Origin of the sequence: Streptomyces olivochromogenes (assembly GCF_021538895.1) — a bacterium.
GTDB classification, from domain to species: Bacteria; Actinomycetota; Actinomycetes; order Streptomycetales; family Streptomycetaceae; genus Streptomyces; species Streptomyces olivochromogenes_A.
In genome coordinates, this window is sequence record NZ_JADDRL010000053.1 from 32,182 (window position 1) to 48,080 (window position 15,899).

Sequence of the window (15,899 nt, forward strand, 5' to 3'; positions counted from 1 at the left end):
CCGCCCCGCTCCCGCGCCCGCGCTTTGCCCGGTGTCGGTGTGGGCACCATGATGTGGCGATGAGACGAAGAAGGGTCCCCGACCAGTCCTGGGCCGCGGAGCCTGATCCTCTGCTGGCGCTCGCGCGGCGGGAGTTGAGGTTCTACGCGATGGCCTGCGAGCGGGCCAGGCGGCTGCACTACGTCACCGAGATCGGCGCGCTCGCCACCACCTCGGTGACGGTCGTGGCCGCCGGTCTGCGGGCTCCCGCCTGGCTGACCGCCCTGATCGCGGGCGGCGCCGTCTTCTTCACGGGCATGCGGCAGCTGTTCGGGGCCGGCTCACGCTGGGTGCTGGCCGCGCAGGCGCGCGAGACGCTGCGCCAGGCGGTCGACCGCTACCTCCTGCTGCCCGAGGAGGGACGGGACGCGGCAGCGCGGCAGGCGCTCCAGACGGTGATCGAGGAGGTGCACACCAACGAGCTGCGGGCCTGGTCCGAGTCGCAGGCGCAGCGCCCGGAACCGCCCGTGCCCGCGGCGGGAGGCTGACCGGCCGGCTCAGGAACCCAGCTGCGCCCTGAGCCACTCCTCCACCTCGCCCACGTGCGCGGCCGCCGCCGCCCGTGCCGCCTCCGGGTCGCGGGCCGCCAACGCCCGGTGGATGGCGGCGTGTTCGCGACGGGTACGGGCGAAGGCGCCCTCCTCCTGGTAGCCGCGCCACACTCGGGCGCGGAAGGTGCGGGAGGACAGTCCGTCCAGGATGGCCGCCATGGTCTCATTGCCCGCGGCGTTCGCGATCTCGCGGTGGAAGGCCAGATCGTGGGCGAGGATCTCCTCGGGGTCGTCGGTGGCGTTCATGGCCGTCAGATGCTTCTCCACTTCGGCCAGTTGTTCCGGGGTGATGCGCGCGGCGGCCAGCGCGGTCGCCGTGGACTCCAGGACCCGGCGCACCTCCAGCAGCTCCACCAGACGGGGGCCCCGGGACAGATCGGCGACGACGCCGAAGGTCTCCAGCAGATCACCCGCTTCGAGCGCCGTGACGTAGATCCCGGACCCGTGCCGGGCCTCCAGCACGCCCAGGACCGTCAGCGCGCGGATCGCCTCGCGCATCGAGCTGCGGGAGATGCCCAGCTGGGCGGCCAGATCGCGCTCGGTGGGCAGCCGCTCGCCGGGCTCCAGCCGGCCCTCGGCGATCATCGCCTTGATCCGCTCGATGGCGCGCTGCGTCACCGTGCCCTTCTGCGGGGCTGCTTCGTCCACGCCACTCCTCCAGTCAGCGGGTGCGTCGCAGTCTAGTCATGAAGGTGGTCGGACCACTACGTGCGAGAAGCGGGGAAATTCCGGTTCGGAGGCTGTTGTTTCGAGAGAGTGGTCTGATAAGTATGCGGGCAACTGCTCGACCACGCTCGATGAGGAGCTGCCAGATGCCCGGCAGAACAGTGCGGAAACCGAGTAACCCGAGTAACCCGAGTAATCCGAGTAATCCCAGCAACCCGAGGCACCCGTGGAAGCAGAACCGGTCCAGGACGATCGCCATGGCGGCCCTGGCCGTCGGCACCTCGCTCGTGCTCGCCGCCTGCGGCAGCACCAAGGACAGCGCGAGCGCGGGAAGCGGCGGCACCGGGAAGGTCGGGGTGGTCCTGCCCCTGCTGACCTCGCCGTTCTGGCAGTCGTACAACGACTACGTACCCAAGATGGCCAAGTCCGAGGGCGTCGACGCGCTGAAGACGGTCAACTCCAACAGCGACCCCTCGCAGCAGATCACCGACATCAACAACGAGCTCAACCAGGGCGTCAAGGGCCTGGTCGTCGCCCCGCTGGACAGCGCCGCCATCGAGGCCGGCCTCGACCAGGCCGAGCGCAAGGGCGTGCCGGTCGTCGCCGTCGACGTCGCCCCCGACAAGGGCAAGGTCGCCATGGTCGTCCGCGCCGACAACGTCGCCTACGGCGAGAAGGCCTGCGACTACCTCGGCAAGCACATCACCAGCGGCAAGGTCGTGCAGATCATGGGCGACCTCGCCTCGGTCAACGGCCGGGACCGCTCCGAGGCCTTCCGGGCCTGCGTGAAGAAGAACTACCCGCAGCTCAAGGTGCTGGAGATCCCCGCCAAGTGGGAGTCCGACACCGCCGCCTCCAAGCTCGACACGCTGCTCAACGCCAACCCCGACATCAAGGGCATCTATATGCAGGCCGGCGGCGTGTACCTGGCGCCCACCCTGCAGACCCTCAAGTCGAAGAACATGCTCAAGGCGGCCGGGCAGAAGGGCCACATCGCCATCGTCTCCAACGACGGCATCCCGCAGGAGTTCGACGCCATCCGCAAGGGCGAGATCGACGCCACCGTCTCCCAGCCCGCCGACGCCTACGCCCGGTACGGCATGTACTACATCAAGGCGGCCATGGCCGGGAAGACGTTCGAGCCCGGTCCCACCGACCACGGCTCGACGATCGTCAAGCTGCCCAGCGGCATCCTGGAGGACCAGCTGCCGGCGCCGCTGGTCACCAAGGAGAACGTCGACGACCCGAAGCTGTGGGGCAACACGGTCCAATGAGCGCACCCCGGATCACGCCTCTGGTGGAAGCGCGGGGCATCGTCAAGCGGTACGGCCCCACGGTCGCCCTCGCCGACGGCCGGCTCACCGTGCTGCCCGGCGAGTCGCACGCGCTCGTCGGCCGCAACGGCGCCGGCAAGTCCACCCTCGTCAACGTCCTCACCGGCCTCCAGGCACCGGACGAGGGCACGGTCCGCTTCGACGGCGAGCCCGCGCCCGCGCTCGCCGACCGCGACGCCTGGCGCCGCAAGGTCGCCTGCGTCTACCAGAAGCCCACCGTCGTCCCGGAGTTGACGGTCGCCGAGAACCTCTTCATCAACCGGCAGCCCCTGCACCGGGGGTTCATCAGCTGGCGCCGGCTGAGGAGCGAGGCGGCCGCGCTCCTCGACACCTGGGACGTCCGTGTCGACCCCGAGGCGCGCACCGCCGACCTCAAGGTCGAGGACCGCCAAATGGTCGAGATCGCCCGGGCGTTGAGCTTCGGCGCCCGGTTCATCGTCCTCGACGAGCCGACCGCCCAGCTCGACAACCGCGAGATCGAGCGGCTGTTCACCCGCATGCGGACCCTGCAGGACTCCGGCGTCACCTTCCTGTTCATCTCGCACCACCTCCAGGAGGTGTACGAGGTCTGCCAGACCGTCACCGTGCTGCGCGACGCCCGCTGGATCACCACCGCTCCGGTCGCCGACCTGCCCAGGTCGGCCCTGGTGGAGGCGATGGCGGGCGAGTCCGTCGAGGACCGGGCGTACACCCGGGACGCGGTGGCCGCCGATGCCCCGGTCGTGCTCGACGTGCGCGGTCTGACCTCCGCCGCGTACCGGGACGTCGACCTCACCGTCCGCCGTGGTGAGGTCGTCGGACTCGCCGGCATCAGCGGCAGCGGCAAGACCGAGCTGGCCGAGTCCCTCGCCGGACTGCACACCCCGAGCGGGGGCAGTGCCGAACTCGACGGCGCGAGGCTCCCGTTCGGCGACGTACGGGCCGCGCTGGCGGCGGGTGTCGGCTGTGTGCCCCGTGACCGGCACGAGCAGGGCCTCGTCCCGGGCATGACCGTCGGGGACAACACCACGATGACCGTCCTGGACCGGCTCGGCCGCTTCGGTTTCGTCGGTACCGACCGCAGACGCGGCGTCGCCACCGGGCTGATCGAACGCCTCGACATCCACACCGAGGGCCCCGAACAGCCCGTCTCCGACCTTTCCGGCGGCAACGCGCAGAAGGTCGTCATGGCCCGCGCCCTCGCCTGTGACCCGCGGCTGCTCGTCCTGATCAACCCCACCGCGGGCGTCGACGTGAAGTCCAAGGAGTCCCTGCTGGCCCGGGTGGACAACGCCCGCGAGGACGGCACCGCCGTCCTCGTCGTCTCCGACGAACTCGACGACCTGCGCCGCTGCGACCGCGTCCTCGTCCTCTTCCACGGCCGCATCGTCGCCGAGCACCCGGCGGGCTGGCGCGACCACGAGCTGATCGCCTCCATCGAAGGAGTGGACCATGGCTGACACCAAGGCCCCGCCGCTCACCCCGCCGCTCGCCCGCGACCCCCGTGCGGCCCGGACGGTGCTGCTCCGCCGCGCTCGCGAACTCGCCCTGGTCCCGGCCCTGTTGCTGCTCATGGTGCTCGGCGCGGTGGTCAACGACTCCTTCCTGACCGAGCGCAACCTGATCTCGATCCTCGGCGCCTGTGCCGCGCTCGCGATGGTCGTGCTCGCCGAGTCCCTGGTGCTCATCACCGGCAGGTTCGACCTGTCCCTGGAGTCGGTCGTCGGTATCGCGCCCGCCGTGGGCGCGCTCCTCGTCCTGCCGTCCGCCCAGTCCGGCTGGGGCACCGAACTCCCGGCGCCGCTCGCGCTGTTCGCGGTCCTCCTCGTCGGGGCGGCCGTCGGCGCGTTCAACGGCGTCCTCGTCGTCACCTTCCGGCTCAACGCGTTCATCGTGACGCTGGCCATGCTGATCGTGCTGCGCGGACTGCTGGTCGGCGCGACCAAGGGCAAGACCCTCTTCGGCATGCCCGACAGCTTCTACTCCCTGGCCACCACCACCTTCCTGTCCGTCCCGCTGTCGGTGTGGCTGGCCGCGATCGCCTTCGCGGTCGCCGGGCTCGTCCTGCGCTACCACCGCGTCGGCCGTGCCCTGTACGCCATCGGCGGCAACGCGGACGCGGCCCGCGCGGCCGGCATCCGGGTCGAACGCGTGATGCTCGGGGTGTTCGTCGTCGCGGGCGTGCTCGCCTCGGTCGGCGGCATCATGCAGACCGGCTACGTCGGCGCGATCAGCGCCAACCAGGGCAACAACATGATCTTCACCGTGTTCGCGGCCGCGGTGATCGGCGGCATCAGCCTGGACGGCGGCAAGGGCACCATGTTCGGCGCCCTGACCGGCGTACTCCTGCTCGGAGTCGTACAGAACCTGCTCACCCTCGCCCAGGTGCCCTCGTTCTGGATCCAGGCCATCTACGGCGGAATCATCCTGGTCGCCCTCATGATCGCCCGCGTGACGACGGGCCGGGCACAGGACTGACCCGCTCCGCCACCTCCTCACCGACCGAAAGGCCTTCCGTGTCCCCGACCCCCGCCCGCGTGACCGCGGTCGACACCTACGACATCCGCTTCCCGACCTCGCGCGAGCTGGACGGCTCCGACGCGATGAACCCGGACCCGGACTACTCGGCGGCCTATGTGGTGCTGCGCACCGACGCGGCCGACGGGCACGAGGGGCACGGGTTCACGTTCACCATCGGGCGGGGCAACGATGTCCAGGTCGCGGCGATCCACGCGCTGCGGGACCACGTCCTCGGCCGTACGGTCGAGGAGCTGTGCGACGACCCCGGGACGCTGTTCCGGGACCTGATCGGCGACAGCCAGCTGCGCTGGCTCGGCCCGGAGAAGGGCGTGATGCACATGGCCATCGGCGCCCTGGTCAACGCGGTCTGGGACCTCGCCGCCAAACGGGCCGCCAAGCCGCTGTGGCGGCTGCTCGCCGACGCCGAACCGGAGTGGCTCGTCCGGCAGATCGACTTCCGGTACATCACGGACGCGCTCACCCCCGAGGAGGCCCTGGAGCTCCTGCGCCACGGCCGGCCGGGCGCGCCCGAGCGGCGGGCCCGGCTGCTGGAACGCGGCTACCCCGCCTACACCACGTCCGCCGGCTGGCTCGGCTACGACGACGAGAAGCTGACCCGGCTGGCCGCCCAGGCCGTCGCCGACGGCTTCGGGCAGATCAAGCTCAAGGTGGGCGCCGACCTCGACGACGACGTGCGCCGCTGCCGCGTCGCCCGCTCCGTGGTCGGCCCCGGCATCCGCATGGCCATCGACGCCAACCAGCGCTGGGACGTCGAGGAGGCGATCCGCTGGACCAGGGCCCTCGCCGAGTTCGACCCGTACTGGATCGAGGAGCCCACCAGCCCCGACGACGTCCTCGGCCACGCGGTGATCCGCAAGGCGGTCGCGCCCGTCAAGGTGGCCACCGGCGAGCACGTGCACAACCGCATCGTCTTCAAGCAGATGCTCCAGGCCGGTGCCCTCGACGTGGTGCAGATCGACGCGGCCCGGGTCGGCGGCGTCAACGAGAACCTCGCCATCCTGCTGCTCGCGGCCAAGTTCGGCGTCCCCGTCTGCCCGCACGCGGGCGGCGTCGGCCTGTGCGAACTCGTCCAGCACCTCTCGATGTTCGACTACCTGGCGGTCTCCGGCACCACCGACGACCGGGTCATCGAATACGTCGACCACCTGCACGACCACTTCCTCGACCCGGTGGTGATCCGCCAGGGTCACTACACGGCACCCACCGCGCCGGGCTTCTCGGCCGCCATGCGGCCCGAGTCCATCGCGCGCTACACGTTCCCCGGCGGCACCTTCTGGGCCGCCGACCCCGAGACGCGGAAGGGACAGGCGGCATGAGCGACTTCGAGGGCCTGACGGCCCTGGTGACCGGCGGCGCCGGCGGGATCGGCCGGGCCACCGCGGAACTCCTCGCCGAGCGCGGCGCCCGGGTCGCCGTCCTCGACCTGGACCCGTCGACGGTGGACAAGCCCCTTTTGGGCCTGCGCGCCGACGTCGGCGACGACGCGTCGGTGCGCGCCGCCGTCGCGCGGGCGGCCGAGGACCTCGGCGGCCTCGACGTCCTGGTCAACAACGCGGGCATCGGCGCCCAGGGCACCGTCGAGGACAACGACGACGCGGAATGGCGCCGGGTCTTCGACGTCAACGTCCTCGGCATGGTCCGCGCCGCCCGCGCCGCCCTGCCCCACCTGCGCCGCTCCCGGCACGCGGCGATCGTCAACACTTGCTCGATCGCCGCCACCGCGGGACTTCCGCAGCGCGCCCTCTACAGCGCCACCAAGGGCGCCGTGTACTCCCTGACCCTGGCCATGGCCGCCGACCACGTCCGCGAGGGCATCCGCGTCAACTGCGTCAACCCCGGTACGGCGGACACCCCGTGGATCGGCCGTCTGCTGGACGCCGCCCCCGACCCGGCCGCCGAACGGGCCGCCCTCAAGGCCCGGCAGCCCACCGGACGGCTCGTGTCCGCGGCCGAGGTCGCGGGCGCCATCGCCTACCTGGCGAGCCCCCTCTCCGGCGCCACCACCGGCACCGCCCTCGCTGTCGACGGCGGCATGCAGGGCCTCAGGCTCCGCCCGGCGGGCCGGTGAACACCCTGGGCCGCAGCGGCGTCCGGGTGAGCCCGCTGGCCTTCGGCGCGGCCGGGATCGGCAACCTGTACACCGAGGTCGGCGAGGAACAGGCGTACGAGGCGGTCACGGCCGCCTGGCGCAGCGGCATCCGCTTCTTCGACACCGCCCCGCACTACGGCCTCGGGCTGTCCGAACGGCGCCTGGGCGCCGCCCTGCGGGCCTTCCCCCGCTCCGAGTACGCCGTCGCCACGAAGGTGGGCCGCCGCCTGGAGCCGTCGTCCGAGGGCGGCGACGACCTGGCCAACGGCTTCGCCGTGCCCGCCGCACAGCGCCGGGTGTGGGACTTCAGCGCCGACGGCATCCGCCGCACCCTGGAGGCCAGTCTGGACCGGCTCGGCCTCGACCACGTCGACGTCGTGCACCTCCACGACCCGGACGACCACGCCGAGCAGGCCTTCCGCGAGGGCTACCCCGCCCTGGAGCGGCTGCGCTCGGAGGGGGTCGTGGGCGCGATCGGCGCGGGCATGAACCAGGCCGGGATGCTCACCCGGTTCGTCCGCGACACCGATGTCGACGTAGTGCTCTGCGCGGGCCGCTACACCCTGCTGGACCAGCGCGCCCGGACCGAACTGCTGCCCGCGGCCGAAGAACGGGGCGTGTCCGTCGTCGTCGGCGGTGCCTTCAACTCCGGGCTGCTCGCGGACCCGAGACCCGGCGCGACGTACGACTACACACAAGCGCCCGCCGACCTGCTGGAGCGGGCCCTGCGCATGAAGGAGGTCGCCGACCGGCACGGCATCACCCTGCGCGCCGCCGCCCTGGCCTTCTGCGCCGCGCCCCCGGCCGTCGCGAGCGTGCTGGTGGGGGCCCGCTCGGCCGCCGAAGTCCGCGACTGCGCCGAGCAGTTCACCACACCGATCCCCGCGGCGCTCTGGCAGGAACTGCGGGACACCGGCCTGCTGCCCCCCGAGGAGCCGTCATGAGAGTGGCCCTGCACACCAAGGTCCGCGCGGACCGCGTCGCCGCGTACGAGGCCGCCCACCGCGAGGTCCCGAAGGAACTCACCGACGCGATCCGCGCCGCAGGCGCCACCTCCTGGACGATCTGGCGCAGCGGCACCGACCTCTTCCACCTCCTGGAGTGCGCCGACTACGCCCGCCTCCTGGCCGAGTTGGAGGGACTGCCGGTCAACATCGCCTGGCAGGCCCGGATGGCGGAACTCCTCGACGTGGTGCACGACTACTCCGGCGAGGGCGCGGGCGTCGTGCTGCCCGTCGTGTGGGAGCTGCCGTGACCGTCGACGCCCACCACCACGTCTGGGACCTCTCCGTCCGCGACCAGGACTGGATCACCGGCCCCGAACTCCGGCCGCTCCGGCGGAACTTCACCGTCGCCGACCTGGAGGCCGAGGCCCGCCCGGCCGGAGTCCGGCGCACGGTCCTCGTACAGACGGTCACCGTGGCGGAGGAGACCCCGGAGTTCCTGGCCCTGGCGGAGAAGCACGAGCTGATCGGCGGGGTCGTGGGCTGGACCGACCTCACCCGCCCCGACGTGTCCGACGAGCTGGCCCGGCTGCGCGAACTCCCCGGCGGCCGCTACCTGAAGGGCATCCGCCACCAGGTCCAGGGCGAGCCCGATCCTCGGTGGCTGCTGCGCCCGGACGTACGCCGGGGACTGGCCGCCGTGGCCGACGCGGGGCTGGTGTACGACCTCGTCGTCCTGCCCCACCAGCTGCCGGCCTGCGCCGCGGCGGCCGCGTCCCTGCCCGGGCTCACGTTCGTCCTCGACCACCTGGGCAAGCCGCCCGTCGCCTCGGGCGCGCGGGAACCCTGGGCGCGTGCCGTCCGCACCCTGGCCGCGCTCCCCAACACCGTCTGCAAGCTCTCCGGCCTGGTGACCGAGGCGGACCTCGCCTCCTGGACGGTGGCAGACCTGCGCCCGTACGCCGAGGTGGTGCTGGACGCGTTCGGCCCCGCGCGGCTGATGTTCGGCTCGGACTGGCCGGTGTGCACGCTCGCGGCGACCTACGCGGACGTGCTGGCCGCCGCGCACGAGCTGACGGCCGGTCTCGGTGAGGCCGAACGCACCCAGGTCTTCGAGGGCACCGCCACCCGCGTCTACCTCTGACCGGACCACTGCCCGGAACCCGGGCGGGGCTCACAGCCGCCGCACCCGCGTCGCCAGCCGGGTCGGCGGCAGGTACTCCCGTACGAACGTCCGCTGCCAGCACGCGCCCGTCTCCCGCAGCTCCCGCCAGGTCGTGTAGCGGTAGCGGAAGAGACGGGCACGGACGAACCGCGGCGGCTCCTCGGCCGGGAACGGGGAGCGGCGCAGCAGCCGCAGCGTGTCGCGGTCGTTCTCCAGCAGGCGCTCCACCAGGCCGCCGAACCAGGACTCGGCGTACATGGGCGACAGCGCGGCGAACCACATCAGCCAGTCCAGGCGCAGATGGTAGGGGGCGAACTGGCGCGGCCAGTACCGGGGATCGCCGGGCTTGCCCTTGAACTCGTACTCCCGCCAGTCCGCGTCCTCGCGCGGTACGTCGTCGAGCGTGCCCTCGACCACCACCTCGTACCGGACGCGGCTGACACTGCCGAACGCGCCGTAGGTGTTCACCAGGTGCAGGGGGTCGAAGGAGCGGTTCATCACCTGGCGGTGGGAGATCATGTTCCGCACCGGGTGGTAGCTCAGGAAGAGCAGCAGCGCGGCGACGGCGCACACCACGATCTCGTACCAGAGCGGCGCCGCGGGCGCGGACGGCGCGGCGGCCGGGATCCGCAGCGCCGACAGGGCCAGCACGATGGCGATCCAGTTCAGCCAGGAGAAGTTGCCGGACAGCACCAGCCACAGCTGGGTGACGATCATCAGGGCGGCGGCGGCCGTGGCGATCGGCTGCGGAGTGAACAGCAGGACGGGCACCACGAGTTGGGTGAAGTGGTTCGCCGCCACCTCCACCCGGTGCAGCGGCTGCGGCAGATGGTGGAAGAACCAGCTCAGCGGGCCCGGCATCGGCTGGGTCTCGTGGTGGTAGTACAGGCAGGTCAGCTTCCGCCAGCAGGCGTCGCCCCGCATCTTGATCAGACCGGCCCCGAACTCGACCCGGAACAGGATCCAGCGCAGCAGGAAGAGCACCAGCACCGGGGGCGCGACCGCGTCGTTGCCCAGGAAGGCGCCGAGGAAGCCGACCTCCAGCAGCAGCGACTCCCAGCCGAACGAGTACCAGGTCTGGCCGACGTTGACGACCGACAGGTACAGCGCCCAGGGGACCAGCCACAGCAGGATCCCGCCCCACAGCGGGAGTTGGCCGTCCAGACCCGCCAGCAGGGCCGCCGACACGGCACAACCCGCCCAGGAGCAGGCCGCGAAGAAGCGGTCCGAGTAGTGCAGGTGGAACAGGCTCGGCGCACTCCGGAACGACACCCGCGCCAGGAAGCGGGGGATCGGCAGCATGCCGCGCTCACCGAGCAGGGCACGGAACTGGAGGGCCGCCGCCAGGAACGCGACGAGATACACGCCGGCCAGGGCCCGCTGGAAGATCAGCCGGCTCCACCAGTAGTCGGGTGCGGTGAACCAGTCCACGGTCGTGCGCTCCTTTCTCCATTGTGGCGCCGGTGGCGCGGGCCGCCGAAGGGACGCCGAAGGGGCCCGTCACTCTGTGTACCCCTCCCTTCCGCTTGCGTGACCCGAGAAAGCCAAGCAGACAATAGTGACGAACGTGCCCGAGATGGATCGGTCGAGACGATGTCGGAGAACGCGGTGCGGAGACCCACCGGAACCATCGTCGCGGCCGGCGCGCTCTCGGCGGCGCTCCTCGTCGCCGGATGCGCCGCCGGCGGCGACCAGGACAGCGAGACCAGCGAGGAACTCCTCCTGCAGCCGGTCGGAGCCCAAGGCCCCGACCCATTCACCGGCTCCACGGCCACCACCGCGGACAACCGGACGCCGCGGTCCGAGGACGCCACGGGGGACACCTCCGTGCCGGTGACCGGGATGCGGACCCTGTCCGGCGGCACCCCCGGCCTGTACAGCGGCATCGCACGGGTCGGCAGCTGCGACGTGCAACGGCAGATCGGCTATCTGACCGCCGACCGGTCCAAGCGCCGCGCCTTCGCCGAGGCCGAGGGCATCTCGGAGGAGACCATCCCCGCCTACCTGCGGGGGCTGACCCCGGTCGTGCTGCGGGCCGACACCCGCGTCACCAGCCACGGCTACCGGGACGGGCGGGCGGCCTCGTTCCAGTCGGTGCTGCAGGCCGGCACCGCCGTCCTCGTCGACGACCGGGGCATGCCCCGTGTCCGCTGCACCTGCGGCAACCCGCTGAAGGCGCCGGAGGCGACCGGGGGCGGCGCCCGCACCGGCGGGAGCTCCTGGGCCGGCTACCGGCCCGCCGACGTGGTCGAGGTGACACCGGCGCCGCAGGTCATGACCAGCCTCACGCTCATCGACCTCGGCAGCCGCACCTGGATCGAACGCCGGACGGGCCACGACGTCGCCCGCGACCAGGTCGTACCGCCGCCGGACACACAGTCCACCGAGGAACCGGACCCCTACGAGACCGGCTCCGACGCGACCCCGGACGTCGGCCCCTCGGCCGCCCCGGCGGGCTGCACCGCCCCGAGGACCACCAAGCCGGAGATCGGCGGCGTCGCGGCCCCCGCGCTCCCGGCGGGCACCACGGACTGCGCTCCCTCCGCGGCCCCCACGGCCCGCCCCGGCAACCATCCGACCCCTACGGCCGCGGCCATCGCCCCTGGGACCAACACGGGCACCGGCACGGGAGCCGGCTCCGGCACCGGGGCCGGGAAGACCGGCGGGGCCGACTCGGGCGGCGTGGTCCCTCCGGGGAGCGGGCTGACCGGGCAGGGCAGCGGCTTGACCGGGCAGGGCAACGGCTTGACCGGGCAGGGGAGCGGGCTGACGGGACAGGGCAGCGGCTTGACCGGCCAGGGGAACGGCTTGACCGGGCAGGGCAGCGGTCTCACCGGCCAGGGGAACGGGTTGACCGGCCAAGGGAACAGCCTTACCGGCCAGGGCAGCAGTGGCCTGACCTACCAGGGGAGCGGCGCGCTCGACCCGGGATTCGGTGCACTCGACCCGGGCAACGGCTTTCCCGGCCAGGGCAGCGTCCTGCCCGACCAGTTCGGCGGAGTCTTTGGCCAGTTCAGCGGTGTCCCCTACCGGATCGGCGGAGTCCCGGACCAGTTCGGTGGTCTCTCCGGCCGGAACGGCGAAGTCCTGGACCAGTTCGGCGGTGTCCCGGGCCGGACCAGCGGAGCTTTGGACCAGTTCCGCGGCGTCCCCGACCCGAACAGCGAAGTCCCTGGCCAGCTGGACGGTGTCCCCGGCCGGAACGGCGAAGTCCTGGACCAGTTCGGCGGTGTCCCGGGCCGGATCGCCGGCGCCCCCGAGCCGTACACCGGTCTGCCCGATGCCGTCGTGGGCACCGGCCCGGCCGAGGGAACGTTCCCGGCGCTGCCCGTCGACCCCGGCATCGTCCCCGACGCCCCCACCGTCCCCAACGCTCCCGACGCCACCGGCGACGGCGGCGGCCTCGTCCCGGAGGGCGACGCGGCGCGCCGCCTGGGCGGCCCCAGCGGCGACATCGGCGGTTGAGTGCGAACGTGCCGTCAACACCGGTCGAAGAATCGGGCGAATCCTGGCAAGGTGGCCCCATGACTGATCGGGGAGTGACCGCCCTGTCAGTCCAGGAGGACTGGCCGGCGCACCCGGATCCGATCCTGGCGCTCAATCGCATGGGCACCTTCGACTGGGATCTGGACTCCGGTCTCTTCCACATGGACGCCCAGGCGCACGAGGTGTTCGACATCCTCCCCGAGGAGTACGACGGACGCCCCGAGAGCCTGTCTCTGCGGGTGCCCCAGCCGGAGAGCAGCAGGCTCGACGCCGTGGTCTCCCAGGCCATCAAGGACGGCAGCGAGAACTACGGCGCGTACTTCCGCATCCGCTGCCGCGACGGCACCATGCGCTGGACGCACACCCAGGGCTACATCCGGCGCGACGAGACGGGCCGGCCCCGCCGGGTCATCGGCATCGTCCGGGACGCCACCCAGGAGCTGAAGGACATCGAGGCGAGCAGCCTCAGGGCCGCCCAGGAGGCGGGCGTCCGCCGGCAGACGAACGTCGTGCAGGTCATCACCGCCGCCCTCTCCCACGCCCGCAGCGTGCAGGACGTCATCGACGTCCTCAAGGACACCCACGGCGTACGGCACCTCGGCGCGACCAGCCTGGTCATGGGCCTGGTGGAGGCCGGCCGGATCCGGCTGGTCGCCGAGGGACCCGAGGGCAGCTTCGTCCCCGGCACCCGGGTCACCCGGATCGAAGAGCCCTACCCGATGGGCGAGGTCGTCCGCACGCTCACCCCGCGCTTCATCCAGTCCCCGGAGGAGTTCGCGGAGGGCTATCCGATCCTCTGGCCGCACATCACCGACCTCAACATCACCTCCGCCGCCTACCTGCCCCTCATCGCGCAGGCCCGTCCGATCGGCGCGATGGGCCTGCTCTACGGCGACCGGCGCGGCTTCTCGGACGAGGAGCGCACCGTCCTGGTCGCGCTCGGCAGCAGCATCGCGCAGAGCCTGCAGCGGGCCATGCTCTACGAGCAGGAGAAGGACCTCGCCCAGGGCCTCCAGCAGGCGATGCTGCCGCGCACCATCCCCAGCGTCCCCGGCGCCGACGTCGCCGTCCGCTACCGCTCCGCCTCCGCCGGGGGCGGCTCGCCCGGCCGGGACATCGGGGGCGACTGGTACGACCTGATCCCCCTGCCGGGCGGCCGGGTGGGCGCCGTGATCGGCGACGTCCAGGGCCACGACACGCACGCGGCGGCCGTCATGGGCCAGCTGCGCATCGTGCTGCGCGCCTACGCCGCCGAGGGACACACCCCGGCCACCGTGATGGCCCGCGCCTCCGTCTTCCTGCACGAACTCGACACCGACCGGTTCGCCACCTGCCTGTACGCCGAGGCCGACCTGTCCACCGGCGTGGTCCAGGTCGTGCGCGCCGGTCACATCGACCCGCTGATCCGGGCGACCGACGGGAGCTGCCGCCGCGTCCCCGTGGACGGCGGACTGCCGCTCGGCCTGTCCGCGGAGTTCGGTCGGCTGGAGTACCCGGTCGCCACCCTCGAACTGGACCCCGGCCAGACCCTGCTGCTGTGCACCGACGGCCTCGTCGAACAGCCCGGCGTCGACCTCGACGACGGCGTGCTGGCCCTCACGCACGTGATCGCCGAGGGCCCGGACGACGTGCGCGGACTCGCCAACCGCCTCATCGAGGTGGCCGAGGCACGCGGCGGCGACGACGACGTCGCGCTGCTCCTGCTGCGCCGCCGGGTCCTGGACACCGTACGGACCGGCGGCCGGCTCCAGCAGCACGTGACCCCCGGCGACCCGGAGGCCCTGACGCTGGCCCGGCACATGATCCGCGCCGCGGTCCGCGCCTGGGGCGCCCGGGACCGTGCCGACGAGATCGAGCTGGTCGCCGACGAGCTGATCACCAACGCCCTGATGCACACCGAGGGCTCCGCGATCGTCACCCTCAGGGTGCTCACCGGCACCGAGCACCGGATACGCGTGGAGGTCGAGGACTCCTCCAGCGCCCTGCCGCGCCGCCGGGAGGCGGGGGAGTCCGGCGTCTCCGGGCGGGGCCTGCTGCTCGTCGACCGGCTCACCGACGTGTGGGGGGTCGAGGCGCGGGGCGGCGGCAAGTGCGTGTGGTGCGAGTTCCTGATGACCGAGCGCCGCTGACCCCAGGGGCCCCGGATGGCACTCTGGACCCATGCCGGAACTGCCCGAGGTCGAAGCGCTCAAGGACTTCCTCACCGAGAACCTCGTCGGCCACGAGGTCGTTCGGGTGCTGCCCGTGGCGATCAGCGTCCTGAAGACGTACGACCCCCCGGTCGGCGCCTTCGAGGGCAGCGCGGTCACCGGTGTGCGCCGGCACGGGAAGTTCCTCGACATCGAGGGCGACTCCGGTCTGCACTTCGTCACCCATCTGGCCCGCGCGGGCTGGCTGCAGTGGAAGGACCGGCTGCCCGACGGCCCGCCGCGCCCCGGCAAGGGCCCGCTCGCGCTCAGGGTCGCCCTGGAGACCGGCGCGGGCTTCGACCTGACGGAGGCCGGCACGCAGAAGCGGCTCGCGGTGTACCTCGTACGGGATCCCCAGGAGGTGCCGGGCGTGGCCCGGCTGGGTCCGGATCCGCTCGCCGACGACTTCGACGAGGAGCGGTTCGCGGCGCTGCTGAAGGACGAACGGCGTCAGCTCAAGGGAGCCATGCGCGACCAGAGCCTGATCGCCGGGGTGGGCAACGCCTACAGCGACGAGATCCTGCACGCGGCGCGGATGTCCCCCTTCAAGCTCGCCGCCTCCCTCACCCCGGAAGAGGTACGGAGCCTCTACGCGGCGCTGCGCACCACTCTCACCGAGGCGGTCGAGCGCTCCCGCGGTCTCGCCGCCGGACGCCTCAAGGCGGAGAAGAAGAGCGGCCTGCGCGTCCACGGCCGCACCGGCGAGCCCTGCCCGGTCTGCGGCGACACCGTCCGCGAGGTGTCCTTCAGCGACTCCTCGCTGCAGTACTGCCCGACCTGTCAGACGGGCGGCAAACCGCTGGCGGACCGCAGGATGTCGCGGCTGCTGAAGTAGCCCGAGTGCTCACCACTGCCTGCTCACGATGTTGTAGGCGATGCTCCAGAGCACGGCCAGGACGAGGACCGGGACCGCGCA

14 protein-coding genes are annotated in these 15,899 nt (G+C 72.3%); 12 read left to right on the forward strand and 2 right to left on the reverse strand.

Annotated features, from left to right (window positions below):
* Window positions 1-59: 59 nt before the first annotated feature.
* Window positions 60-527, forward strand: a complete 468-nt coding sequence (locus IPZ69_RS25535; RefSeq protein WP_235456797.1) for a DUF4231 domain-containing protein — start codon at window positions 60-62, stop codon at window positions 525-527.
* A gap of 9 nt (window positions 528-536) precedes the next feature.
* Here the strand turns inward: IPZ69_RS25535 and IPZ69_RS25540 are convergent, their stop codons facing one another.
* Window positions 537-1,238: a FadR/GntR family transcriptional regulator gene (locus IPZ69_RS25540; RefSeq protein ID WP_235456798.1), complete on the reverse strand. Its 702-nt coding sequence runs from the start codon at window positions 1,236-1,238 to the stop codon at window positions 537-539.
* A gap of 275 nt (window positions 1,239-1,513) precedes the next feature.
* Here IPZ69_RS25540 and IPZ69_RS25545 point away from each other — a divergent pair, with 275 nt between their 5' ends.
* Genes IPZ69_RS25545 through IPZ69_RS25580 form a run of 8 tightly spaced genes read left to right on the forward strand, consistent with a single transcriptional unit; the run spans window position 1,514 to window position 9,287 of the window.
* Entirely contained in the window at window positions 1,514-2,530 is a 1,017-nt protein-coding gene (locus IPZ69_RS25545) for a sugar ABC transporter substrate-binding protein (RefSeq protein WP_235456800.1), read from the forward strand.
* Window positions 2,527-4,029 carry a sugar ABC transporter ATP-binding protein gene (locus IPZ69_RS25550; RefSeq protein ID WP_235456802.1) on the forward strand — a complete coding sequence of 501 codons (1,503 nt, stop codon included), beginning with the start codon at window positions 2,527-2,529 and terminating at the stop codon, window positions 4,027-4,029. The genes IPZ69_RS25545 and IPZ69_RS25550 overlap by 4 nt, the downstream gene beginning before the upstream one ends.
* Entirely contained in the window at window positions 4,022-5,047 is a 1,026-nt protein-coding gene (locus IPZ69_RS25555) for an ABC transporter permease (protein WP_235456803.1), read from the forward strand. Before IPZ69_RS25550 ends, IPZ69_RS25555 begins: the two co-directional genes overlap by 8 nt.
* Before the next feature lie 38 nt (window positions 5,048-5,085).
* Entirely contained in the window at window positions 5,086-6,426 is a 1,341-nt protein-coding gene (locus IPZ69_RS25560; protein WP_235456804.1) for an L-fuconate dehydratase, read from the forward strand.
* Window positions 6,423-7,178 (forward strand): SDR family NAD(P)-dependent oxidoreductase, encoded by a 756-nt coding sequence (locus tag IPZ69_RS25565; RefSeq protein ID WP_235456805.1) that lies wholly within the window; start codon window positions 6,423-6,425, stop codon window positions 7,176-7,178. Before IPZ69_RS25560 ends, IPZ69_RS25565 begins: the two co-directional genes overlap by 4 nt.
* A complete protein-coding gene (locus tag IPZ69_RS25570) occupies window positions 7,175-8,143 on the forward strand; it encodes an aldo/keto reductase (protein WP_235456806.1) in 969 nt (322 codons plus the stop codon). Before IPZ69_RS25565 ends, IPZ69_RS25570 begins: the two co-directional genes overlap by 4 nt.
* Window positions 8,140-8,454: an L-rhamnose mutarotase gene (locus IPZ69_RS25575; RefSeq protein WP_235456807.1), complete on the forward strand. Its 315-nt coding sequence runs from the start codon at window positions 8,140-8,142 to the stop codon at window positions 8,452-8,454. The genes IPZ69_RS25570 and IPZ69_RS25575 overlap by 4 nt, the downstream gene beginning before the upstream one ends.
* Entirely contained in the window at window positions 8,451-9,287 is an 837-nt protein-coding gene (locus IPZ69_RS25580; protein WP_235456808.1) for an amidohydrolase family protein, read from the forward strand. Before IPZ69_RS25575 ends, IPZ69_RS25580 begins: the two co-directional genes overlap by 4 nt.
* Before the next feature lie 30 nt (window positions 9,288-9,317).
* Here the strand turns inward: IPZ69_RS25580 and IPZ69_RS25585 are convergent, their stop codons facing one another.
* Complete coding sequence (locus IPZ69_RS25585; protein ID WP_235456809.1) at window positions 9,318-10,739, reverse strand: lipase maturation factor family protein; 1,422 nt, start codon at window positions 10,737-10,739, stop codon at window positions 9,318-9,320.
* 162 nt (window positions 10,740-10,901) lie between these two features.
* On the opposite strand from IPZ69_RS25585, the gene IPZ69_RS25590 reads away from it, so the two are divergent.
* Genes IPZ69_RS25590 through IPZ69_RS25600 form a run of 3 tightly spaced genes read left to right on the forward strand, consistent with a single transcriptional unit; the run spans window position 10,902 to window position 15,818 of the window.
* Complete coding sequence (locus IPZ69_RS25590; RefSeq protein ID WP_235456810.1) at window positions 10,902-12,773, forward strand: DUF6777 domain-containing protein; 1,872 nt, start codon at window positions 10,902-10,904, stop codon at window positions 12,771-12,773.
* 59 nt (window positions 12,774-12,832) lie between these two features.
* Entirely contained in the window at window positions 12,833-14,923 is a 2,091-nt protein-coding gene (locus IPZ69_RS25595; protein WP_235456811.1) for a SpoIIE family protein phosphatase, read from the forward strand.
* Between the two features lie 31 nt (window positions 14,924-14,954).
* On the forward strand, window positions 14,955-15,818 hold the full coding sequence (locus IPZ69_RS25600; RefSeq protein ID WP_235456812.1) for an Fpg/Nei family DNA glycosylase: 864 nt from the start codon (window positions 14,955-14,957) through the stop codon (window positions 15,816-15,818).
* Window positions 15,819-15,899: the final 81 nt, after the last annotated feature.